At 74.0% G+C, this 23,334-nt stretch carries 17 protein-coding genes; 15 read left to right on the forward strand and 2 right to left on the reverse strand.

The window, feature by feature from the left end:
* Positions 1–19: 19 nt before the first annotated feature.
* Entirely contained in the window at positions 20–247 is a 228-nt protein-coding gene (locus ACZ5WG_RS12650) for a hypothetical protein (RefSeq protein WP_468722684.1), read from the reverse strand.
* 211 nt (positions 248–458) lie between these two features.
* Here ACZ5WG_RS12650 and ACZ5WG_RS12655 point away from each other — a divergent pair, with 211 nt between their 5' ends.
* Positions 459–3,542, forward strand: coding sequence for a beta-N-acetylglucosaminidase domain-containing protein (locus ACZ5WG_RS12655; RefSeq protein WP_468722686.1), 3,084 nt, complete (start codon positions 459–461; stop codon positions 3,540–3,542).
* Between the two features lie 36 nt (positions 3,543–3,578).
* Here the strand turns inward: ACZ5WG_RS12655 and ACZ5WG_RS12660 are convergent, their stop codons facing one another.
* The gene (locus tag ACZ5WG_RS12660; protein WP_030297339.1) at positions 3,579–4,115 is read right to left on the reverse strand and encodes an HNH endonuclease; all 537 of its coding nucleotides are present in this window, start codon (positions 4,113–4,115) and stop codon (positions 3,579–3,581) included.
* A gap of 261 nt (positions 4,116–4,376) precedes the next feature.
* Between ACZ5WG_RS12660 and ACZ5WG_RS12665 the strand changes: the two genes are divergently transcribed.
* The 14 genes from ACZ5WG_RS12665 to ACZ5WG_RS12730 all read left to right on the forward strand — a co-directional run bounded on the left by ACZ5WG_RS12665 (position 4,377) and on the right by ACZ5WG_RS12730 (position 23,332).
* Positions 4,377–5,468, forward strand: a complete 1,092-nt coding sequence (locus tag ACZ5WG_RS12665; RefSeq protein ID WP_468722688.1) for a mechanosensitive ion channel family protein — start codon at positions 4,377–4,379, stop codon at positions 5,466–5,468.
* Positions 5,469–5,618: 150 nt separating this feature from the next.
* Positions 5,619–6,827: an ROK family transcriptional regulator gene (locus ACZ5WG_RS12670; RefSeq protein ID WP_468722689.1), complete on the forward strand. Its 1,209-nt coding sequence runs from the start codon at positions 5,619–5,621 to the stop codon at positions 6,825–6,827.
* A gap of 160 nt (positions 6,828–6,987) precedes the next feature.
* Positions 6,988–8,322: an ABC transporter substrate-binding protein gene (locus ACZ5WG_RS12675; protein WP_468722691.1), complete on the forward strand. Its 1,335-nt coding sequence runs from the start codon at positions 6,988–6,990 to the stop codon at positions 8,320–8,322.
* 6 nt (positions 8,323–8,328) lie between these two features.
* A complete protein-coding gene (locus tag ACZ5WG_RS12680; protein ID WP_468722692.1) occupies positions 8,329–9,303 on the forward strand; it encodes a carbohydrate ABC transporter permease in 975 nt (324 codons plus the stop codon).
* A 1-nt stretch (position 9,304) separates the two neighbouring features.
* Entirely contained in the window at positions 9,305–10,231 is a 927-nt protein-coding gene (locus ACZ5WG_RS12685; RefSeq protein WP_468722694.1) for a carbohydrate ABC transporter permease, read from the forward strand.
* A gap of 5 nt (positions 10,232–10,236) precedes the next feature.
* Complete coding sequence (locus ACZ5WG_RS12690) at positions 10,237–11,511, forward strand: 6-phospho-beta-glucosidase (RefSeq protein WP_468722696.1); 1,275 nt, start codon at positions 10,237–10,239, stop codon at positions 11,509–11,511.
* Complete coding sequence (locus ACZ5WG_RS12695; RefSeq protein WP_468722698.1) at positions 11,502–12,533, forward strand: N-acetylglucosamine kinase; 1,032 nt, start codon at positions 11,502–11,504, stop codon at positions 12,531–12,533. The genes ACZ5WG_RS12690 and ACZ5WG_RS12695 overlap by 10 nt, the downstream gene beginning before the upstream one ends.
* A gap of 222 nt (positions 12,534–12,755) precedes the next feature.
* Positions 12,756–14,108, forward strand: a complete 1,353-nt coding sequence (locus tag ACZ5WG_RS12700) for a hypothetical protein (protein WP_468723040.1) — start codon at positions 12,756–12,758, stop codon at positions 14,106–14,108.
* Between the two features lie 5 nt (positions 14,109–14,113).
* Entirely contained in the window at positions 14,114–15,169 is a 1,056-nt protein-coding gene (locus tag ACZ5WG_RS12705; protein ID WP_468722699.1) for a glutamate ABC transporter substrate-binding protein, read from the forward strand.
* A 71-nt stretch (positions 15,170–15,240) separates the two neighbouring features.
* Positions 15,241–16,506 carry a hypothetical protein gene (locus ACZ5WG_RS12710; protein ID WP_468722701.1) on the forward strand — a complete coding sequence of 422 codons (1,266 nt, stop codon included), beginning with the start codon at positions 15,241–15,243 and terminating at the stop codon, positions 16,504–16,506.
* Positions 16,503–19,277, forward strand: coding sequence for a serine/threonine-protein kinase (locus ACZ5WG_RS12715; RefSeq protein ID WP_468722703.1), 2,775 nt, complete (start codon positions 16,503–16,505; stop codon positions 19,275–19,277). The genes ACZ5WG_RS12710 and ACZ5WG_RS12715 overlap by 4 nt, the downstream gene beginning before the upstream one ends.
* Positions 19,278–19,280: 3 nt before the next feature.
* Positions 19,281–20,879: a protein phosphatase 2C domain-containing protein gene (locus tag ACZ5WG_RS12720; RefSeq protein ID WP_468722704.1), complete on the forward strand. Its 1,599-nt coding sequence runs from the start codon at positions 19,281–19,283 to the stop codon at positions 20,877–20,879.
* A 42-nt stretch (positions 20,880–20,921) separates the two neighbouring features.
* On the forward strand, positions 20,922–22,247 hold the full coding sequence (locus ACZ5WG_RS12725; protein ID WP_468722705.1) for a vWA domain-containing protein: 1,326 nt from the start codon (positions 20,922–20,924) through the stop codon (positions 22,245–22,247).
* A gap of 53 nt (positions 22,248–22,300) precedes the next feature.
* Positions 22,301–23,332 carry an FHA domain-containing protein gene (locus ACZ5WG_RS12730; RefSeq protein ID WP_468722707.1) on the forward strand — a complete coding sequence of 344 codons (1,032 nt, stop codon included), beginning with the start codon at positions 22,301–22,303 and terminating at the stop codon, positions 23,330–23,332.
* The last annotated feature ends 2 nt before the right edge of the window (positions 23,333–23,334 follow it).

Genomic DNA, 23,334 nt, shown 5'->3' on the forward strand with positions numbered 1-23,334 from the left:
AATACCTGTGTCCCTGTGTCTAATCGCCTGCGGCAGCGGCCGCGGCGGGTGGGGTCGGCTCGCTCGTCAGCGGGGCCTCGTCGGTGAGCGGAGGCTCGCTGGTCAGCGGCGCGTGGGCGGCACCGGCGAGCGGGGGCTCGCTGGTGAGGGGTCCTTCGGCGGGCCCGGCCTGCGCGGGCAGGTGGGCGAGCAGCGGGGTGTGCCCCGGGGCGGCGGGGGTGTGCGGTGTGCCGGTTGCGGTGTTCACGCGCGGTTGCTCCTTTGTCCGTAAGAGGTGTGAGGGTGAATCAGGAGTCATGGAACACCGCCGGGAACATCGCAGCCATACCCCGCGGGCAGCGCCGCAATTCCTGCGTATCCAGGTCAGAACGCCCGCCCGCATTGACACTCCGGCCGCACGGGTGGTGGGCTCGGGGTCATTCGTACGGGCGGGTGACGACTCGGGACGGGGAGGCTCCGTGCAGCTCAGGGGCAGGAAGCGGGCGACAGCAGCGGCGGTGGCGGTCATCGGGACGCTGCTGGGCGGCGGGGTGTTCGCCGGTCCGCCCGCCGCGTTCGCGGCGCCGAGCGCGCCGGCCCTCCCGGGGCCGGACCCCGCTGCCGGACCAGCCGCCGGGACTGCGGCCGGACATGCGAACGGACCTGCCGGCGGACCTGCCGCCCGGCCGGCATCCGATCCCGCGACGGGGCAGACCCCTGGGCCTGCGTTCGACCCGGGCTCCGACGCTCCGCGAGCGGCCGCCGAGGGACCGGCCGTGTGGCCGCGGCCGCAGTCGATGACCGCCGACGCGGCGCGCGAGGTCCCGCTGGGCGCCGAGGCCGTGCTGGTGGCGGCGCCGGACGCCGATCCGTACGCGGTCGGGCTGGTCCGCACCGCCCTGCGCGCGGCGGGCGTACGGACCCTGCACGAACCGGCTCCCGGGGCGCCGCTGCCCGAACGGGGCACCGTCGTACGGCTGCAGGGCCCCGACGCGCAGGAGGCCCTGCGGGCGCTGGGTGCGGCCCCGGCCGCGGGGGCTGCGGAGCTGCCGAGCGGGGGCTACCGGCTGGCCGTCGGCAAGGCCGCGGGCCGGGACACGGTCGCGCTGGCAGGCGTGGGGGAGGACGGGCTGTTCCACGCGGCGCAGACGCTGCGCCAGCTGCTGGCCCCGGTCGGAGCGGGCGGCGGGAAGGTGCCCGGGGTGGTGGTGCGGGACTGGCCGACCGCTCCCGTACGCGGGATCACCGAGGGGTTCTACGGGCAGCCGTGGACGCAGGACCAGCGGCTCGCACAGCTGGACTTCATGGGCCGGACCAAGCAGAACCGGCTGCTGCTCGCGCCCGGCGACGACCCGTACCGTACGACCGGCTGGCGCGAGGACTACCCGGCGGCGCAGCAGGCGGAGTTCCGGGCCCTGGCCGATCGGGCCCGCGCCAACCGGGTGGTGCTGGCCTGGGCGGTGGCCCCGGGGCAGTCGATGTGCCTGGCCTCTGCGGCCGACCGGGCGGCGCTGGCGCGCAAGCTGGACGCGATGTGGGACCTGGGCTTCCGCGCGTTCCAGGTGCAGTTCCAGGACGTCAGCTACACCGAGTGGGGCTGCCGGGCGGACCGGGTGCGCTACGGGACGGGCCCGGCGGCGGCCGCGAAGGCGCACGCGGAGGTCGCGGACGAGCTGGCGGCGCACCTCGCCGCGCGGCATCCGGGCGCGGCGCCGCTGTCGCTGATGCCGACGGAGTACCACCAGAAGGGCGCGACCGCGTACCGGACCGCCCTGGCGAGCCGGCTCGACGGGCGGGTGGAGGTCGCCTGGACGGGCGTGGGCGTGGTGCCGCGCTCGATCACCGGGAAGGAACTCGACGGGGCGCGCAGCGCCTTCGGGCAGCACCCGCTCGTCACCATGGACAACTACCCGGTCAACGACTGGGACCCGGGCCGGGTCTTCCTCGGCCCGTACACGGGCCGGGACCCGGCGGTGGCGGGCGGCTCGGCGGCCCTGCTGGCCAATGCGATGCAGCAGGGCACCCTGGCGCGGATCCCGCTGTTCACGGCCGCCGACTTCGCGTGGAACGCGAACGGCTACCGGCCGGGCGAGTCCTGGGCGGCGGCGGTCTCCGACCTGGCCGGGCCGGACCAGGCCGCCCGCCGGTCCCTGGCCGCGCTGGCCGGGAACACGGCCTCCTCGGGCCTCGGCCATCAGGAGTCGGCGTACCTGCGCCCGCTGGTGGACGAGTTCTGGCGCAGCCGCGGCTCGGGCGACCCGGCGGCCGGTGACCGGCTGCGGGCGGCGTTCACGGCCCTGCGGGAGGCGCCTGCGCGGCTGCCCGGGCTGTCGGCCGAGGCCGGGCCGTGGCTGGCGCGGCTGTCGGCGTACGGAACGGCGGGCGAGCTGGCGGTGGATCTCCTGCGGGCCCAGTCCCGCGGGGACGGGGCGGCGGCGTGGAAGGCCTCGCAGGAGCTGTCGGCGGCCCGCAAGGCGCTGGCCGAGCCGGGCACCGCCCGGCTGGACCAGACCGTACTGGACCCGTTCCTCGCGCAGGCGGTGGCGGAGGCGGACGCGTGGACGGGAGCGGCCCGCCGGCCGGGCACGGTGTCCCGGGAGCCGGACTCGTACACGGTCAAGCTGGACACGGTGCGGCCGGTGTCGGTGGTGACCGTGATGACGGACCCGCTGCCGACGGGGGTCCGGGGCGCGGCGGTGGAGGCGCACGTGCCGGGCGAGGGCTGGCGCAAGGTCGCGGAGGCCTCGGCGTCGGGCTGGACGCAGGCGGACGTCGGCGGCCTGGGCGCGGACGCGGTACGGCTGTCGTGGGCGGGGCCCGCTCCGGCGGTGCACCAGGTGGTGCCGTGGCTGGCGGACGGGCCGTCGGCCGCGTTCGAGCTGCCGGAGACCGTGGAGGTGGAGACCGGCGGGACCGCGCAGGTGGTGCCGGCCCGGCTGTCGGCGCTGAGCCCCGGCGGGGTCCGGGGCCCGCTCTCGGCGGCACCGCCTCAGGGGATCGATGTGAAACTCCCTGCGGAGGCCGCTGCTCCGCGGGGTACGCAGGTCACGGTCCCGGTGTCGGTGACGGTCCCGGCGGGCACCCCGGCGGGCAGCTACCCGGTGCCGGTCACCTTCGCGGGGCAGACCCGGACGCTGACCGTCCGGGCGGTTCCGCGTACGGGCGGGCCGGACCTGTTCCGCTCGGCGCGGGCCTCTTCGTCGGGGGACGAGACCCCGGCGTTCCCGGCCTCGGCGGCGGTGGACGGCTCCCCGACCACGCGCTGGTCGTCCAAGCCGGTGGACGGCGCGTGGTGGCAGGCGGAGCTCCCGGCGGCGGCCCGGATCGGCAAGCTGGTCCTGCACTGGCAGGAGGCGTACCCGTCGGCGTACCGGGTGGAGACCTCCCCGGACGGCGTCACCTGGCACCCGGCGGCGACGGTCCCGGCCTCCCGGGGCGGCCTGGAGACGGTCCGTCTGGACGCCCCGGCCGCGGCCCGCTTCGTCCGGGTCACCTGCGACAAGCGCGCAACCCGCTTCGGCTGCAGCCTCTTCGCGGCGGAGGCCTACGCGGTCGCGCCGTAGCCCCGGCCCGGGGGCCGGGGCCCCCGGGCCCGCACGTCAGGAGGCTGCCGCGCCGATGCGGTCCAGGGCGTCCTCCGCGCCGTACGGCTGGAGGTACGGCATCCAGCGCGGATCCCGGTGGCCCGTGCCGATGATCCGCCAGGCCAGCCCCGACGGCGGGGCCGGCTGGTGCCGCAGCCGCCAGCCCAGCTCCAGCAGGTGCCGGTCCGCCTTGACGTGGTTGCACCGCCGGCATGCGGCGACCACGTTGTCCCACACGTGCTGCCCACCCCGGCTGCGCGGGATCACGTGGTCGACGCTCGTGGCGACCCCGCCGCAGTACATGCAGCGTCCGCCGTCGCGGGCGAACAGCGCGCGGCGGGTGAGTGGAACGGGCCCCCGGTAGGGGACCCGCACGAAGCGCTTGAGCCGGACCACGCTGGGCGCGGGGACGACTCTCGTCGCGCTGTGCAGAAAGGCGCCGGATTCCTCCAGGGAGACAGCTTTGTTCTCCAGGACGAGGACGAGCGCGCGGCGGAGCGGTACGACGCCGAGCGGCTCGTACGACGCATTGAGGACCAGGACGTGCGGCACGGACTGCCTCCTTGTACGCCGGCGGCGCGTGGCTCGCGCCGGGACGATCTGCTCTCCAGTCTCTCCTTACGGCTGGTCGAAGCGCCACCACGCGCCCGTAACGGGTCCGAGGTGTTTTCAACCACACCCGGTTCATCCCCAGGTGAGTCTGGTCTCTCCCTCGAACACGGCAACGGGGTCACACGAATGCCCCGTTAGTGTGGTTGGTCTGTCCCGCACACCCCTTCCGCGGGCAGACCGCTACACCTGGAGGTTCCCGTCGTGCCCTGGCATGCCGCCCTGCTGCCCCTGGCAGCCGACAACCCGGACCCGGCCGCTTCGGTCAAGGAAGCCCACGAGAGCGTCACGAACGCCGCCAGTTTCATCGAGGAGAACTGGGCCGGATGGCTGTACCTCGGCCTGAAGATCCTGCTGATCCTGGTGATCGCGGCAGCCCTGCGCTCGCTGGTCCGCAAGTCGCTGACCAAGCTGATAACGCGGATGAACCGGGGTGCCGAGGCCGTTGAGGGCATGGCGCTCGGCGGGTTGCTCGTCAACGCGGAGCGCCGGCGGCAGCGCTCCGAGGCTATCGGTTCGGTCCTGCGTTCGGTGGCTTCGTTCCTGATCCTCGGCACGGCCGGGCTGATGGTGCTCGGCGCCCTGGGCATCAACCTCGGCCCGCTGCTCGCGAGTGCCGGTGTGGCCGGTGTGGCGATCGGTTTCGGTGCGCGGAACCTGGTGACGGACTTCCTGTCCGGCGTGTTCATGATCCTCGAGGACCAGTACGGCGTCGGCGACAAGATCGACGCGGGGGTGGCCTCCGGCGAGGTCGTCGAGGTCGGCCTGCGCGTCACCAAGCTGCGCGGGGACAACGGCGAGATCTGGTACGTCCGCAACGGCGAGATCAAGCGGATCGGCAACCTCAGCCAGGGCTGGGCGACCGCGGGCGTGGCCGTCCAGGTCAAGCCGTCGGAGAGCCTCACCCACGTCCGCGAGGTGGTCAAGCACGTAGCCGAGGGCATGGCCAAGGAGTCCCCGTGGGACGAGCGCCTGTGGGGCCCGGTGGAGGTGCTGGGCCTGGACGAGGTGCTGCTGGCCTCGATGACGGTGAAGATCTCCGCGAAGACGATGCCGGGCCAGCAGTTCGCCGTGGAGCGCGAGCTGCGCTGGCGCATCAAGGAGGCCTTCGACGAGGCCGGCATCCGGATCATCGGCGGTCTGCCGGCCGCCGACGGCGAGGAGGACGAGGCCCCGGCCGACCCGTCGGCCGCCGTGGCGCCGCCGTCGGCGCTCGCAAACCCGGCCTCCCCGCAGTCCCTGGCCACCGCTCCGATCCCGGCGCCGGCCGCCGGCACCCCCCGGATCAGCAAGTAGCCCCCTCTCCCCTTCTCCCTCCGCACCACACCGCTGCCCCCGCAGGTTCATTTCTGCGGGGGCAGCGGCATTGACACGGCTCAAACACCGATAGGAAACTTACCTAACAGTTCCCGACCACGGCGTGAGCCGACGACGGAGAGAGCGCTCATGACCGGCACCACCCCCGGAACACCCAGCCTGCTGCGCGTCATGAACGACCGCGCGGCGCTGGACCTGCTGCTGGAGCACGGGCCCCTGTCCCGCACCCGGATCGGCCGGCTCACCGGGCTCTCCAAGCCCACCGCCTCCCAGCTGCTGGCCCGCCTCGAAGCCGCCGGGCTGGTCGTGGCCACCGGCACCGCCGGCGGCCGCCCCGGACCCAACGCCCAGCTGTACGGGGTCAACCCGCGCGCCGCCCACGTCGCCGGACTGGACGTCACCCCGAGCGGCATCGTCGCGGCCGTCGCCGATCTCACCGGCGAGGTGATCGGCAGCCACGAGCTCCCGTACGCCGAGGGCACCGGGGCCGTCGACCGGGTCACCCGGGCCCTCGGCGGGGCCGTCAAGGACGCCGGGCTCGACCGCTCCGACATCCACCGCGTCGTCATCGCCACCCCGGGGTCCTTCGACCCGCGCACCGGCGCGCTGCGCTACGCCGAGCACCTGCCCGGCTGGCACTCCCCCACCCTCCTCGAGGAGCTGGCGGCGGCCCTGCCGATGCCCGTCGAGTACGAGAACGACGTGAACCTCGCCGCGGTCGCCGAGCAGCGGCTCGGCGCGGCCCGCGGCCACGGCGACTTCGTCCTGCTGTGGAACGAGGAGGGCCTCGGCGCCGCCCTGGTGCTCGGCGGCCGGCTGCACCGCGGCTGGACCGGCGGCGCGGGCGAGGTCGGTTTCCTGCCCGTGCCGGGCCACCCCCTGGTCCGGCAGGTCACCCGGGTCAACTCCGGTGGCTACCAGGCGCTGGCCGGTGTGGAGGTGGTGCCCGGGATGGCTGCCGCGCTGGGCATCGGGATGCCGCCCGGCGCCGGGGCGGGGACGCCGGTCGCCGCGGCGGTCGCGCTGCTGGCGCAGGCCGCCGGGCACCCCGAGGGGGCGAACCTGCGGCTGCTGCAGCAGTACGCCACCGCGCTGGCCACCGGTCTCGCCGCGCTGGTCGCCGTACTGGATCCCGAGATCGTGGTCCTGTCCGGCGCGGTGACCGCCGCCGGCGGGGACGTGCTGCGCGAGCTCGTCGAGGCCGAGCTCGCCGATCTCGCCCCCTCCCGGCCCCGCCTCGTCTCGGGCACGGTGCGCGAGCGGCCCGTACTGCGCGGCGCACTGGAGAGCGCCCTCGCCGCCACCCGCGACGAGGTCTTCGACACCTCGCGCCGCTGACCGGCCCGGCCCGGCCCCCCTACGTCCGGCCGGCGCCTCCGGCCCCTGCCCACCCCCTCGGCATCACCGGCACCCCCGGCACCACCCGCGTCACCGAAACGCGTCGTCGCACCCCCTGGCACACCTCCGGAAGTTCCTCCCGCAGAGAGCGAGCACCGCCATGCCCAGAAACCGCCGTCTGACCGCCGTGGCCACCGCCGTCGCCGCGATATCCGTCCTGGCCACCGCATGTACGGGCCAGAGCGGGAACGCGGCCGCCGACGACCCGGACAAGGAGGTCACGCTCAACTTCTGGCACGGCTGGTCCGCGCCGAGCGAGGCCAAGGCGATCGAGGAGAACATCGCCCGGTTCGAGAAGGCGCACCCGAACATCAAGGTCAAGGTCACGGGCAACATGACCGACGACAAGATCAACCAGGCGCTCCGGGCAGGCGGGGACAAGGCCCCCGACGTGGTCTCCTCCTTCACCACCGACAGCGTCGGCAAGTTCTGCAACTCCGGCGCCTTCGCCGACCTGAACCCGTTCCTCCAGAAGTCGGGCGTCGACAAGGCGAAGGTCTTCCCCAAGACCCTGCTGGAGTACACCCAGTTCAACGGCAACCAGTGCACGCTGCCGCTGCTGAACGACGCGTACGGCCTCGTCTACAACAAGGACGCGTTCAAGGCCGCGGGCATCACCGAACCGCCCAAGACCTGGAGCCAGTTCACCGAGGTCGCGCAGAAGCTAACCAAGTCCAGCAGGGACTCGTACGACCAGCTCGGCATCATGCCGACCTACCACGGCTACGAGACCACCCCCATGCGCCTGGCCGCGCAGTGGAGCCCGAAGTACTTCGGCGCCGACGGGAAGGCGAACCTGGCCAAGGACCCGGGCTTCGCGAGCATGCTGAACGCGCAGAAGGACCTGGTGGCCAAGCTCGGCGGCTACGAGAAGCTCGAGAAGTTCCGCAGCACCTTCGGCGACGAGTGGAGCGCCGAGCACCCCTTCCACAAGGGCCAGGTCGCCATGCAGATCGACGGCGAGTGGCGGGCTGCGATGGCCAAGGAGGCCGGGGTCACGTTCGAGATCGGGACGGCCCCGCTGCCGGTGCCGGACGACCAGGCCGCCGATTACGGCAAGGGCTACCTGTCCGGCACGATCATGGGCATCGCCTCGGGCAGCAGGAAGCAGAACGCCTCCTGGGAGCTGGTGAAGTACATGACCACCGACACCGAGGCGGTCGTGGCGTTCGCCAACGCCATCCACAACGTGCCCTCCACCCTGGCCGCCCTGGACTCCCCGGACCTGCAGGTCACCCCGGAGTTCAAGACCTTCCTCGACATCGCCCGGCACCCGAGGTCGAACACCACCCCGGCCCAGGCCGACGGCGGCACCTACCAGCTGACCTTCCAGGACCTCGCGTACGCGGTAGAGAAGGGCGACGTCGCCGACGTCCAGGCCGGCCTCGCCAAGACCGACCAGCAGATCGACACGGACATCGCGAAGGCGAAGTAGCCCCCGATGGCCGCCGCGATGCCGAACACAGGCACCCTCCCCACCGCACCCGCACTGCGGGCGAAGCAACGGCGGTCCGCCCTGCGGACCGCGGCCTTCATGTCGCCCTGGCTGATCGGGTTCGCCGTCTTCTTCGCGTACCCGCTCGTCTCCACCGTGTACTTCTCCTTCACGAAGTACGACGGCTTCCGCCCGCCCGCCTTCAACGGCGTGGACAACTGGACGTACGTCCTCACGGACTATCCGCTGTTCTGGCCGGCCATGCGCAACACCCTGTGGCTGGTCGTGGTGATGGTCGTCAGCCGGGTTGTCTTCGGCCTCGGCATCGGCCTGCTCATCACGAAGATCAAGACGGCGCCGGGGCTCTTCCGGACCCTGTTCTACCTGCCCTACCTGGCCCCGCCGGTGGCCGCGACGCTGGCCTTCGTCTTCCTGCTCAACCCCGGCACCGGCCCGGTGAACACCCTGCTGGAGGGGGTCGGCCTGCCCGCCCCCGGCTGGTTCACCGACGCCGACTGGTCCAAGCCCGCGCTGACCCTCCTCGCCCTGTGGGGGATCGGCGACCTGATGGTCACCTTCATGGCCGCGCTGCTCGACGTACCGAAGGAGCAGTACGAGGCCGCCGAGCTGGACGGGGCCGGCCCCTGGCAGCGGTTCCGGCACATCACCCTGCCGAACATCTCGCCGATCATCCTGTTCGCGGTGGTCACCGGGGTCATCCAGGCCATGCAGTCCTACACGCAGCCCCTGGTGGCGGGGAAGGTCGCCGCGGGTGTCATCGGCGGCTCGGGCCAGCAGGTCGAGCCGGGCTACCCCGACAGGTCCACGCTGACCCTCCCCCAGGTCGTCTACAACGTCGGCTTCCAGCGCTTCGACTACGGCACCGCGTGTGTCGTCGCGCTGGTCCTCTTCGCCCTCTCCATGGCCTTCACCGCACTCCTGATGCGCCGCCGTGGCGGGCTGATCGGAGCAGGTGACTGAGATGGCCCGACTGACCGGCACGACGGCGCCCCGAGCCGCGAGGACGTCCGGGGCGGCCTCGAGGACGACCGGACCGCGCCGCAGCGGCAGCGGCAGCGCCGGCCGCAAGGCCTTCCTGCACTGGGTCGGGGTGCACGCCCTCGGCGTCGCGGCCGCCCTGTTCTTCGTCCTCCCCTTCGTCTTCCTCTTCCTGACCTCCCTGATGAGCGACCAGCAGGCGCTGACCCGCGACCTGGTGCCCGGCACCTGGGAATGGGGCAACTACGCCAAGGTCTGGGACACCCCCGGCTTCCTGACCTGGTGGCGCAACACCCTGCTGTACGCGGGGCTGGGCACGCTGCTGACCGTGGTCTCCTCGGTGCCCGTCGCGTACGCCCTCGCCAAGTTCCGCTTCCGCGGGCGGCGGCTCTCGCTGCTGCTGGTGATCGCCATGATGATGCTGCCGCCGCAGGTGGTGGTCATCCCGATGTACCTCTTCTGGGCCAAGCAGCTGGACCTGTCCGGAACGCTGTGGCCGCTGATCATCCCGATGGCCTTCGGCGACGCGTTCTCCATCTTCCTGCTCCGCCAGTTCCTGCTGACCATCCCCGACGAGTACCTGGACGCGGCCAAGGTCGACGGCTGCGGCGAGGTCCGCACCCTGCTGCGCGTCGTCGTGCCGATGGCCAGGCCGGGCATCGCCGCCGTCGCGCTGTTCCAGTTCTTCTCCGCCTGGAACGACTACTTCGGCCCGCAGATCTACGCCTCGGACAACCCCGCCGCCTGGACGCTCAGTTACGGACTGGAGTCCTTCAAGGGGGCGCACCACACGAACTGGAATCTGACCATGGCCGCGACCGTGCTGGTCATGGCGCCGGTGATCGTCCTCTTCTTCTTCGCCCAGAAGGCGTTCGTCGAGGGCGTCACCCTGACGGGAGTGAAAGGCTAGTGACCATGAAACTCGCAGTGGTGGGCGGCGGTTCCACCTACACCCCCGAGCTGATCGACGGATTCGCGCGGCTGCGCGACACCCTGCCGATCGGCGAGCTGGTGCTCATCGACCCCGCCACCGAGCGGCTGGAGCTGATCGGCGCGCTGGCCCGGCGGATCTTCGCCAGGCAGGGACATCCGGGGCGGGTCACCACCACCGCCGATCTCGACGCGGGCGTCGAGGGCGCCGACGCGGTGCTGCTCCAGCTGCGCATCGGCGGGCAGGCGGCCCGGCTGCAGGACGAGACCTGGCCGCTGGAGTGCGGCTGCGTCGGGCAGGAGACCACGGGCGCGGGCGGGCTCGCCAAGGCGCTGCGGACGGTCCCGGTGGTGCTGGACATCGCCGATCGGGTCCGGCGGGCCAACCCGGACGCCTGGATCATCGACTTCACGAACCCGGTCGGGATCGTCACCCGCGCCCTGCTGCAGGCCGGGCACAAGGCGGTCGGGCTGTGCAACGTCGCCATCGGCTTCCAGCGGAAGTTCGCGGCGCTGCTGGACCTGGCCCCGGCCGACATCCACCTGGACCACGTGGGGCTCAACCACCTCACCTGGGAGCTGGGCGTGCGCAAGGGCGGCCCGGACGGCGAGGACCTGCTGCCGCGGCTGCTCGCCGAGCACGGGGAGGCCGTCGCCGCGGACCTGCGACTGCCGCGCGCGGTACTGGACCGCCTCGGCGTCGTCCCCTCGTACTACCTGCGGTACTTCTACGCGCACGACGCGGTGGTGCGCGAGCTGGGCGGGAAGCCCGCACGGGCCGCCGAGGTGGCCGCGATGGAGAAGGAGCTGCTCGCCCTGTACGCCGATCCGGCGCTGGACGAGAAGCCGGAACTGCTGGCCAAGCGGGGCGGGGCCTTCTACTCGGAGGCGGCCGTGGACCTGGCGGCGGCGCTGCTGGGCGACGGCGGCCCGGGGCCGGCGGCACTGCAGGTGGTCAACACGCGGAACGACGGGACGCTGCCGTTCCTCCCGGACGACGCGGTGATCGAGGTGCAGGCCCGGGTGGACCGGTCCGGCCCGGTGCCGCTGGCCGCGGCGCGGCTCGACCCGCTGTACGCCGGTCTGGTCGCGCACGTCACGGCGTACGAGGACCTGGCGCTGGAAGCGGCCGTACGGGGCGGCCGCGAACGGGTCTTCAAAGCACTGCTGGCCCACCCGCTGGTCGGCCAGTTCGACCTCGCCGAGGGGCTGACCGACCGGCTCCTCGCGCACAACAAGGAGCACCTGGCATGGGCGTGAACCCTCCCGCCCCTCCCGCCCGTCCCGCCCGGTCCGCCGTCCTGGCCGTCGACGCGGGCAACAGCAAGACGGACGCGGCCCTGATCGCCGCGGACGGCACGGTCCTCGGCACGGGGCGCTCCGGCGGCTTCCAGCCTCAGCGCACCGGTGTCGAGGCGGCGGTGGACGTACTGGCGCAGGCGGTCGCGGAGGCCGCCGACGCGGCTGCGCTGCCCCGGCCGGGGCCCGGTGCGCCGCAGTACGCCGACCAGGTCTCGGCCTGTCTGGCCAATGCCGATCTCCCGGTGGAGGAGCGGCAGCTCGCGGAGGCGATCGGGGCGCGCGGCTGGGGGGCGGCGACCCGGGTGTTCAACGACACCTTCGCGATCCTGCGGGCCGGGCTCTCCGGGGGCGAGCCGCCGCGCGGGGTGGCGGTGGTGTGCGGGGCCGGCATCAACTGCGTGGGGATGCTGCCCGACGGGCGCACGGCCCGGTTCCCGGCGCTCGGGCAGATCTCCGGGGACTGGGGCGGCGGGGGCGGCCTGGCCGCGGAGGCCCTGTGGTGGGCGGCGCGGGCTGAGGACGGCCGCGGCGGGCCGACGGAGCTGGCGGCGGCGCTGCCGCAGCACTTCGGGCTCGCTTCGATGGCCGAGCTGATCGAGGGGCTGCACCTGGGGACCCTGGCGCAGCGGCGGACCCACGAGCTGGTGCCGGTGCTGTTCGCGGTGGCCGCGGCGGGCGATCCGGTGGCCGCGGCGATCGTGGAACGGCAGGCCGACGAGGTGGTGGCGCTGGCGTCGGTGGCGCTGGCCCGGCTGGACCTGCTGGACGAGGAGGCTCCGGTACTGCTCGGCGGCGGGGTCCTCACGGCCGGTCACGAGCAGTTGGACGGGCGGATCGCGGCGGGGCTGGCGCGGCGGGCCCCGCGGGCCCGGGTGTCGGTGGTCGCCGCCCCGCCGGTGCTGGGCGCCGGGCTGCTGGGGCTGGACGCGCTCGGGGCGCTGCCCGAGGCCCATGGAAAACTCCGTGCCCATTTCGGGTGAACCTGCCCCGGGAGGACCCGGTTCTGGAACCGTGGCGGCCATGGAGTCGTATTCACGGTGAAGGGGTGGGGTCGGCGCGCACAGGGGGTGGATCGCCAAGATCCGGCACCGGGTGCTGTGGTTGACCGCCACTACGGCCATACTGCTGCGGAGCAGACGACCAAGGGGGAGGTCACGGTGGCCATCACATCACGCGCGCCCGCGCCCGAGGGCGGTGTCGCCGTGCCGCCCGCGGGTCCGCCGCAGGCGCCTCCCCGGCCCGGTACGGCCTGGGCCGAGGGTGTGGAGCGGCTGCGTGCGGCCGCGACGACCGAGCCCGGCCGGCTGCGGATCATCGGCGCGGTCCTGGCCGCCCTGGTGCTGCTGTTCGGCGCGGTGACCGTCCTGGAGATCTCCGACCGGGTCGGCGCCGCGGAGGACGTGGTGGGCCGCAGCCAGCCGCTGAGCGCGGACGCGGCGAGCATCTACCGCTCGCTCGCGGACGCCGACACGGCATCCTCCAGCGGGTTCCTGGCCGGCGGCGACGAGCCGCGGGAGGTCCGCCAGCGGTACGAGAAGGACATCTCCAACGCCTCGAAGCTGCTGGTGAGCGCGGCCGCCAACACCGGGGCGGACGAGGACTCCCGCAAGCAGATCGCGCTGCTGAGCGAGCAGCTGCCCCGCTACACGGGCCTGATCGAGCAGGCGCGGGCCACGAACAAGCAGGGCCTGCCGCTGGGCGGCGCCTATCTGCGGTACGCCAACGAGCAGATGAGCACCCAGCTGCTGCCCGCCGCGCAGCGGCTGTACGAGGCGGAGACGGGCCGGCTCTACACGGACTACGACGACGCCCGCTCGCTGCCGCTGGCCTCGCTCGGTGCGGGGCTGCTCGCGCTCGCCGCGCTGGCGTGGGCGCAGCGCCGCAACTACCGGCGGACGAACCGGGTCTTCAACCACGGTCTCGTGGCGGCGACGGCCGCCTCGCTGGTGGTGCTGATGTGGCTGGCCGTGGGGCACACGGTCGCCCGGTCGGAGCTGGCGGAGGCCAGATCGGACGGGCAGGAGTCGCTGAAGGTGCTGAACGACGCGCGGATCGCCTCGCTCCAGGCGCGCGCCAGTGAGAACCTGACGCTGATCGCGCGGGGCGCCGTACTGGCCGCGGACAACAAGTCCGACAAGTACGACGTCGACTTCACGACCGAGATGAAGGAGCTGGACGCCGGGCTGGCGACGGCGCTGAAGCTCGCCGACGACAGCAGCGGGCGGGAGCCGGTCGGCCGCGCCGCGGACGGTGTCAAGCAGTGGAAGCAGCGGCACGCGGCGGCCCGGGAGACCGACTTGCGCGGCGACTACCAGGACGCTTTGCCCCAGGTCATCGGGGACAAGGACCACAAGGACAGCAGCGGGGCCTCGTTCGACACGGTGGACGCGTCCCTGGAACAGGCAGTGGCCCATGAGCAGAAGGAGTTCACCCGGGCGGCCCGGGGCGGGCTCGGCGCGCTGGGCGGTTTGGTGACGGGTTCGGCGGCCCTCGCGGCCGTCGGCGCCGCGGCGGCGCTGCTCGGCATCGGGCGCCGTCTTTCGGAGTACAGGTGACAGCGATGCGGATACGCGTGAAGTCCCACGACGAAGGCCACGACCGGGGCCACGACGGCGGAACCGGCCTGCGCCGGGCGGCGGGACGGCTGCGCGGCTGGGGCGGGGTGAGCGCCATGGCCGCCGCCTGCGCGGTGACGGCTGCGGCCGTCCTGCTGCCGCTGGCCCATGCCGCTCCGGACACCGGCCCCCCGGCCCTGGTCCGCGAGCCCGCCTCGATGGCGGCCGCGCCGGCGCCCTGGTCGCTCACGGACACCTGCCAGGACCCGGAGGCCAGCCTGCGCCCGTCCGGCGTGGACGGGCCGGCCATCGAGCGGATCCGCAAGGCGGGCAAGCTCGTCGCGGGCGTGGACCAGAACAGCTTCAAGTGGGGCTACCGCAACCCGGTCGACGGCCGTCTCGACGGGTTCGACATCGCCCTGGTCAAGGCCATCGCGAAGGACATCCTCGGCGACGAGAACGCGGTCATCTACCGGGCCATCCCCACCAGTCAGCGCGTCCCCGCCCTCCAGGACGGCCGTGTCGACGTCGTCGTGCGGACCATGACGATCAACTGCAAGCGGCTGGAGGACGTCGCCTTCTCGACGGCGTACTTCGAGGCCGGGCAGCAGGTCCTCGCCCCCAAGGGCTCGCCGATCACCGGGTACGACGCCTCCCTGAACGGCCGCCGGATGTGCACCGCGGCCGGTTCCACGGCCGAGGCGGCGCTCAAGGCACAGCCGTACGGCTCGGTCCCGGTCAGCGTGCCCAACCAGCTCGACTGCCTGGTCCGGCTCCAGCTGGGCGAGGTCGACGGCATCATCACGGACAACGCGCTCGCGGCCGGCCAGGCCGCACAGGACCCGTCGGTGCGCCTCGTCGGCTCCCCCTTCACCAAGGAGTTCTACGGGGTCGCCATGAACAAGGACGCCTCCGACCTGGTGCGCCGGGTCAACAAGGTGCTGGAGAACTACCGCGCCGGCGGTGACAGCAGCCCCTGGATGCAGGCCTACGTGACGCACCTCAAGCCCGTCCTGCCCGGTGTGGCCGGACCGCCCGCGCCGAAGTACCGGGACGGCTGAGGCAGGTGGCAGAGTCGGAGCCCGATGTCAGGAAAGCGGAGGCGGGGTCTTTGGAAGCGCAGTCGGCAGTGATGGACCGGGACGACGTCGACCGCGCCCTGGCCCGGCTCGGCGCGGAACACGAGGCCGTCGAGACCTCGCTGCTCGCCCTCCAGGACCACGCCGGGCGCCGGCTGCTGGAAGGAGCCGGGCTGACCGGCGTCACCAAGGAGCGGTGGGCCGAGGCCGACGTCGCCATCACCCGGCTGTGGACGTACTTCGACGCCTACAGCGGGGCGCTGGGCGCTGCCCGGGAGATCCGCGAGCGGCGCCGCTGGCCGGGCCGCGAGGAACTGATCGAGCTGACCGAACGGCTGCGCGGGCCCGGAGTGCTGATCGCCGGGGCCGCGGCGGAGGGCGTGGCCTTGGCAGAGCGGCTCTCGCTCGCCGAGCTGGTGTCCCGGATGAACGAGCTGTACGCGAGCTCGCTGGACGTGGTGGTGGCCGCCGACTCCGTGTGGTCGGCGCTGCCCGCCCGCATCGACCTGCTCGCGGCCGAACTGCACCGCACCCGCTCGCTGGCCCACTCGGTGGGGGTGCGCCCCGGTGAACACCCCTCGGGCGACGACCTGGAGGACATCACCGCCGAGCTGACCGGGCTGCGGGCGCAGGTGATCGCGGATCCGCTGGCGTTCTGGCAGCCGGTGGCGGGGAGTTCTGCGCCCGGCGGGGGCCGTCCGGACACCACCCGTTACGACCGGGCCGCGGTCGCGCTGGAGGACGTACGCCGGGAGATCGAGGCGGTCCTGGCCGTACGGCAGGACGCCGAGCAGCGGCTGATCAGCCTGCGGGACGTGCTCTCGCGGGCCGACCGGACGCTGGCGGAGGCGCGGACCGCGCGCGGCGAGGTGCTGGCGAAGATCGCGGCGTCGGAGGTCCCGGTGGTCAGCGGTCCGCCGACGGCGCTGCAGGAGCAGCTTGCGGCGGCGGCCGAGTACCGGCGCCAGGCCCAGTGGCACCGGCTGTCGCCGCTGCTGGAATCGCTGGAGGAGCGGGCCGAGGAGGAACTGCGCCGGGCCCGCGAATCGTTGACGGCGGTGACGGCTCCTTTGGCGGTCCGGGCCGAACTGCGCGGCCGGCTGGACGCGTACAAGGCGAAGGTGGCCCGGCACGGGATGGCGGAGGATCCGCTGCTGATCGAGCGGTACGACACGGCCCGGCGGATGCTGTGGAGCGCGCCCTGCGATCTGCGGGCCGCCGAGCAGGCGGTGCTGCGCTACCAACAGGCGACGGCCGAGTCACTGGCACCGCCGCAGCCGCAGTACCGGCCCGCGGGGCCGGGGGAGGAGGACGCATGAGTCTGGCCGGAACCGCGTGCGTTCGCCCCGGCTGCCCGGGGTCGTACGAGGACATGGGCGACGGCGAGCTGTACTGCGACACCTGCGGTCTGGCGCCGGTCGGCGCCGTCGCCGCAGGTGCGGAGGAGCTGGTCTCGCCGCCGACGGGGATGACGAGCGCGGCCCGGCACGGCGACTCGCAGGGCTCGCAGGGCTCTCACGGCTCGGCCCGGTCGGGCCGGTCGGGGTCGGCCTCGGCGCGCTCCTCGCGGTCCTCGCGTTCGTCGTCCTCGCGGCGCTCGGTGTCGGGCCGGCTCTCGCGCTCCCTGTCCGGGGCGGGGTCCACCCGCTCGGTGTCGGTGCGCAGTTCGGGTTCGGCGGCCGGGCCCTCGGGGCGCAGCCGGCTGGGCGCCGGGCTGGTCAACGTTCCGGAGGTGCCGCGTCCCGATCCATCGGCGGCGGTGCTGGAGAACCCGGAGGTGCCGGAGCGCAAGCGGTTCTGCTCGCGCTCGGACTGCGGGGCCCCGGTGGGCCGGGCCCGCGGGGACCGGCCGGGCCGGACCGAGGGCTTCTGCACCAAGTGCGGCCACCCGTACTCCTTCGTGCCCAAGCTGCGCGCGGGGGAGGTCGTGCACGGCCAGTACGAGGTGGCGGGCTGTCTGGCGCATGGCGGTCTCGGCTGGGTGTACCTGGCGGTGGACCGGGCTGTGTCGGACCGGTGGGTGGTGCTCAAGGGCCTGCTGGACACCGGGGACCAGGACGCGATGGCCGCGGCGATCTCGGAGCGGCGCTTCCTCGCGGAGATCGAGCACTCCAACATCGTGCGGATCTACAACTTCGTGGAGCACCTGGACCAGCGGACGGGTTCGCTGGACGGGTACATCGTCATGGAGTACGTCGGCGGCAAGTCGCTGAAGGAGATAGCGAACGAGCGGCGGCGGCCGGACGGCCGCCGCGATCCGCTGCCGGTGGAGCAGGCCTGCGCGTACGGCATCGAGGCGCTGGAGGCGCTCGGGCACCTGCACAGCAGGAACCTGCTGTACTGCGACTTCAAGGTCGACAACGCGATCCAGCAGCAGGACCAGCTGAAGCTGATCGACATGGGCGCGGTGCGCCGGATGGACGACTTGGAGTCGGCCATCTACGGCACGGTGGGCTACCAGGCGCCGGAGGTGGCCGAGCTCGGCCCCTCGGTCGCCTCCGACCTGTACACGGTGGCGCGGACGCTGGCCGTCCTGACCTTCGACTTCCAGGGCTATACGAACGTGTTCGTGGATTCGCTGCCGGATCCGGAGCACATAGAGGTGTTCGGGCGGTACGAGTCCTTCTACCGGCTGCTGGTCCGGGCGACCGACCCGGATCCGGGCCGGCGGTTCTCGTCCGCGCAGGAGATGGCGGACCAGCTGACGGGCGTGCTGCGGGAGGTCGTCGCCCTGCAGACGGGCCACCCGCGGCCGCAGGTCTCCACGCTCTTCGGGCCGGAGCTCCGGGTGCTGGACACCCGGCTGTTCGCCGAGGTGGCCGGGGCCGAGGTGTCCCGGCTGGGGGCTCGGACGCTGCCGGCTCCCGCGGCCGGACGCAGGCTCGGGCGCAGGCCGGGGCCGTCGGCGCCGCCGCCGGCTCCGGCGGCTCCGGCGGCTGCAGTGGCCGCGGCACCTGCGGGGACACCGGGGGCGGCAGCCCTCTCGACGCCGCTCGGGACCACGGCGACCCACCGGGCCGGCGGCCCGGCGGCCGGAGCGGTGCCCACGGGTACCGTCCCGGCTCCGCGCCAGGCCCCGGCGGCGGCCGGCCGGTACGCCCCGGGGGCGGGTCCGGCGGCGGCCGGCCCCGTGGCGGTGCCCCCACCGGCCGTGCGCCCCGGCGAACTGGCCGCGCTGGACGCCCGGGGCATGGCGCTGGCCCTGCCGGTGCCGCTGGTGGACGCGGGCGACCCGAACTCCGGCTTCCTGGCCGGACTGCTGGCCTCGGCACCGGGCGACCTGCTGGGCGCCCTGCGCTCGGCCCCCGCCGACTCGGCGGAGCTGCGGCTGCGCGAGCTGCGGGCCCGCCTGGAACTCGGCGAACTCGCCGCGGCCGGCGGCGCCCTGACCGACCTGGAAGCCCGGCATCCGGACGACTGGCGGGTGGTGTGGGCCCGCGGGATCGCCTCGCTGGCCACCGGCGAGGACGAGATAGCGGCGCTGTCCTTCGACGCCATCTACGACGCCTTCCCGGGCGAGCCCGCGCCGAAGCTGGCGCTGGGCCTGTGCGCGGAGATCCTGGGCCAGCTGGACAACGCCGCCGAGTACTACCGGCTGGTCTGGATCACCGACCCGGGTTTCGTGAGCGCGGCCTTCGGGCTGGCGCGCGTCCAGCTCGCCTCGGGCGACCGGTCCGGTGCGGTGCGCACGCTGGAGTCCGTGCCCGAGGCCTCGATCCATTACACCGCCGCACGGGTGGCGGCGGTACGGGCACGCCTGCGCGACCGGTCTCCCGAGGAGGCCCTGCTGCCGGATCTGGCGGCTGCTGCCGCGCAGGTGGAGGCCCTGGAGCGGTTCGGCCTGGACGCGGTGCGCCACGAGCGGCTGTCGACGGAGGTTCTGGGCTCGGCCCTGGACTGGGTACTGTCGGGTAGCCGGGGTTCCGACCCCGGTCGGACCTCGCTGCTCGGCAGTCAACTGGACGAGCGGGGCCTGCGCTTCGGCCTGGAGCGCTCGTACCGCGTACTCGCGCGGCTGGCGCAGCGGGGCGAGGACAGGATCGAACTGGTGGAGCGGGCAAACCGTTTCCGTCCCCGGACGTGGGTGTGAGTGATGTCGATGCATCGGCCGTCTGGCTGCCCCAGCTGCGCGGAGCCCCTCGAGGAGGGTGACCGTTTCTGCGGCGTCTGCGGCTCCCCCGTGTCCGCCGCGCCCCCTCCCGTGTCCCGGGACAACCCGACCCTCCCGATCCCGCCGCTCCCGGCGGGTCCGGCCGGCGGGTACGCCCTCGCGGAGCCCGCGCCCGGGTGGGGCAGTGTCGCGGCCGGTGCGGCGCCCACGCTGGTCGGGGACGCCGCCGGCTGGTCCGCAGCGGCGGAGCCGGCCGTCGGGCCCGGCGCGGAGCCGGCCGCACGGCCGGTCCCCGATGCGGCCGCCGCCGCGAGGCCGGTCGCGGAACCCGCCGCCCCGCCGGTCATCGTGCCCGTCGCCGAGGCCGCCCCCGTACCGCAGCAGGGGCCTTCGTACGGGGCGCCCGTGCCTGCGTACGGCGGCGTGCCCGAACCGGCGGCCGGCGGCGAGATCCGCCACGACCGGCCCGGCAGCACCCCCACCCCTCCCGAAGGGACCCCCTGGTCCGCGGCCGAAGCCGCGTACGGCGCCGCCGGCCCCGGACACGAGGACCCGTACGCCTCCGGCACCGCGCCGGGCAGCGGCCCCGCGGCCGCCGACGGCGGGAAGACCTGCGTGGCCTGCCGGGCCGGGCGGGTCGACACCGACGGGTACTGCGAGCACTGCGGGCACGCCCAGCCGCGGGAGCGGGACCACCTCGAGGAGGAGCTCGGCAGCGTCGCCGCCGTCAGCGACCGGGGGCTGCGCCACCACCGCAACGAGGACTCGTTCGCGGTCGCGGCCACCGCCCTGCCCGACGGCTCGGCCGCCACCGTGGCCATCGTCTGCGACGGCGTCTCCTCCGCCAGCCGCCCCGACGAGGCATCGGCCGCCGCGGCCGGCGCCGCCAACGAGGCCCTGCTCGAAGCCCTCCCGCGCGGCGCCCACCCCCAGGAGGCGATGCACGACGCCATCCTGGCCGCGGCCGCCGCAGTGAACGCCCTGGCCCCGGAGGTCGCCGGCGCGCAGAACGCCCCCGCCTGCACCCTGGTCGGCGCCGTCGTCAGCGGCGGGCTGCTGACCATCGGCTGGGTCGGCGACAGCCGCGCGTACTGGGTCCCCGACGACCGCGACGCGCTGCCGCGCCGCCTCACCGAGGACGACTCCTGGGCGGCCCAGATGGTCGCGGCCGGGCTGATGGGCGAGGCCGAGGCCTACGCCGACGTCCGCGCCCACGCCATCACCGGCTGGCTCGGGGCCGATGCGTACGACCTGGAGCCGCACACCGCCACCTTCAAGCCGGACCACGCGGGCGTCGTGGTCGTCTGCACCGACGGCCTGTGGAACTACGCCGAGTCCGCCCAGGACATGGCCCAGGTGCTGCCCGCGGACGCCGCCGACCGCCCCCTGCACAGTGCGCAGGTCCTGGTGGGGCACGCCCTCGACGGGGGCGGCCACGACAACGTCACGGTCGCCGTCGTCCCGTTCGCCGCGCCGACCGGGCCGGGAGCGGCGGAGGCGACGGCTGCAGCAGCCGCGCCCGGGCCGCAACAGCCGCAAGCGGAATCGGAAACGGAAGCGGAAGTACGCCCTCAGGGCTGATCCACCCGCCCGTCCCCCGTCCCTCTCCTAGGAGTCCAGCCGATGGCGAACTTCGCCAAGCCGAGCGCCCCGCGCTTCAGCGTGGAGGTGTACCAGAACGAGTTCCTCCCCGAGGGCGGGCGGGACGTCCACGCCATCGTCACGGTCACGTCCACCGGCGGCGCCACCGCCACCCGGGCGGCGGCCGCCCACGGCTCGGCCGCCGTCGTGATCATGGTGGACTGCTCGGGGTCCATGGAGTACCCGCCGGACAAGATGCGCGGCGCCCGCGAGGCCACCGCCGCCGCGATCGACACCCTGCGCGACGGCACCGCGTTCGCCGTCATCGCCGGGACGCACGTGGCCAAGGAGGTCTACCCCGGCCAGGGCCGCCTCGCCGTCGCCGACCCGGCCACCCGCGCCCAGGCCAAGGAGGCCCTGCGGTCCCTGAGTTCGGGCGGCGGCACCGCCATCGGCACCTGGCTGCGCCTGGCCGACGGCCTGCTGCGCCAGTCCTCGGCCGCCATACGGCACGGCATCCTGCTCACCGACGGCCGCAACGAGCACGAGGACCCGGCCGTGCTCCGCGCCGCCCTCGACGCCTGCGCGGGCCGCTTCACCTGCGACGCCCGCGGGGTGGGGACCGACTGGGAGGTCAAGGAGGTCACCGGCATCGCGAGCGCCCTGCTCGGCTCGGCCGACATCGTGGCCGATCCGGCGCACCTCACCGAGGACTTCACGCGCATGATGGAGAACGTCATGGGCAAGGAGGTCGCGGACGTCGCGCTGCGCCTGTGGACCCCGGTCGGCGTGGAGATCCAGTACGTCAAGCAGGTCGCACCCACCGTCCAGGACCTCAGCGACCGCCGCACCGAGGCGGGCCCGCGCGCCGGCGACTACCCGACCGGATCGTGGGGCGACGAGTCCCGCGAGTACCACGTGTGCGTCCGGGTCCCGGCCGCCTCCGTCGGACAGGAGATGCTGGCCGCCCGGGCCACGCTCCTCCTCCCCGGCGCGCCGGGCGAACCGCCGGCCACGCTCGCGCAGGGACTGGTCCGGGCGGTGTGGACGGACGATCTGGCCGCGTCCACCGCCATCAACCCGCAGGTCGCCCACTACACGGGGCAGGCGGAGCTCGCGCAGGCTATCCAACAGGGCCTGGAAGCGCGCAAACTGGGCGATGTCGGCGGCGCCACGGCCAAGCTCGGCCGTGCCGTGCAGCTGGCCAGTGCCTCCGGAAACGCAGACACGGCCAAACTGCTCGCGAAGGTGGTGGATGTCGTCGATGCCGCGGCGGGTACTGTGCGGCTGAAGGCGAAGGTCGCGGATGCCGACGAGATGACCCTCGAAACGCGTTCGATCCAGACCGTCCGAGTGAAGAAGACCTGAGAGACCTGAGAAGACCTGACGCGATGACGCAGGCTGAAGGGGGAAGAGCCGCCATGCCGACCTGCCCGAACGGGCACCAGTCCGCCTCCGACGACTGGTGCGAGGTCTGCGGCCACCGCATGGCTGCCGCCACGGGTGCGCCCGCGGCGCCCTCCTACGGCTACGGCTACCCTCCCACCGCCGGTGAGCCGACCGCCCAGGCGGAGCTCTGCCCGCAGTGCCGGACCCCGCGCGAGGCCATGGCCCCGTTCTGCGAGGAGTGCCGGTACAACTTCCTGACGCGCTCGGCGACCTCGTACGCACCGCTCGGTACGGATGCGGGAGCCGTCGGCGGGACCGGCCCCGGGGCGACCCCGCCGCCTCCGCCTCCCGCGCCGCCGGCTCCTGCCCCGGCGCCGTTCTCCCAGGACCACTTCGAGTACCAGGGCTCCCGGCCGTCCCGGGTCAACCGGCCGGCGGAGCCGCTGCAGCGCGAGGACGACTGGCTGCTGCCGCCCCCGGCGCACGAGCAGCAGCAGGCCCAGCCTCAGCAGCAGTACCGGCAGCAGCCCCCGCCGCAGCAGGAGTACCGACAGCCGGAGTACCCCCAGCAGCACGAGTACCAGCAGGCCCACCAGCCCCAGCAGCACCAGTCCCAGCCACAGTCCCAGCCACAGCAGCCGTTCCCGCCGCAGAGCACCGGCGCCTGGAGCGCGACGATCGGCCCCGACCGCTCGTACTTCATGGCGATGATGCAGCGCAGCGGCCCCGAGGCGGCCGGGCTCAACCTGCCCGCGTACTCCCCGGAGCAGCACCTTCCGCTCTCCGGCGGCCAGATCACCATCGGCCGCCGTCGCGCCTCGACGGGCGAGTCCCCGGACATCGACCTGTCGGTGCCCCCGGAGGACCCGGGCGTCTCCCACCAGCACGCGGTGCTCGTCCAGCAGCCCGACCTCAGCTGGGCGGTGGTGGACCAGAACTCGACCAACGGCACCACCATCAACGGCGGCGAGGAGCCGATCCAGCCCTACGTCCCGATCCCCCTCACCGACGGCGACCGGGTCCACGTGGGCGCCTGGACCACCATCACCATCCGCCGGGGCTGATC

The sequence above is a fragment of the Streptomyces sp. NPDC032745 genome (assembly GCF_055579465.1).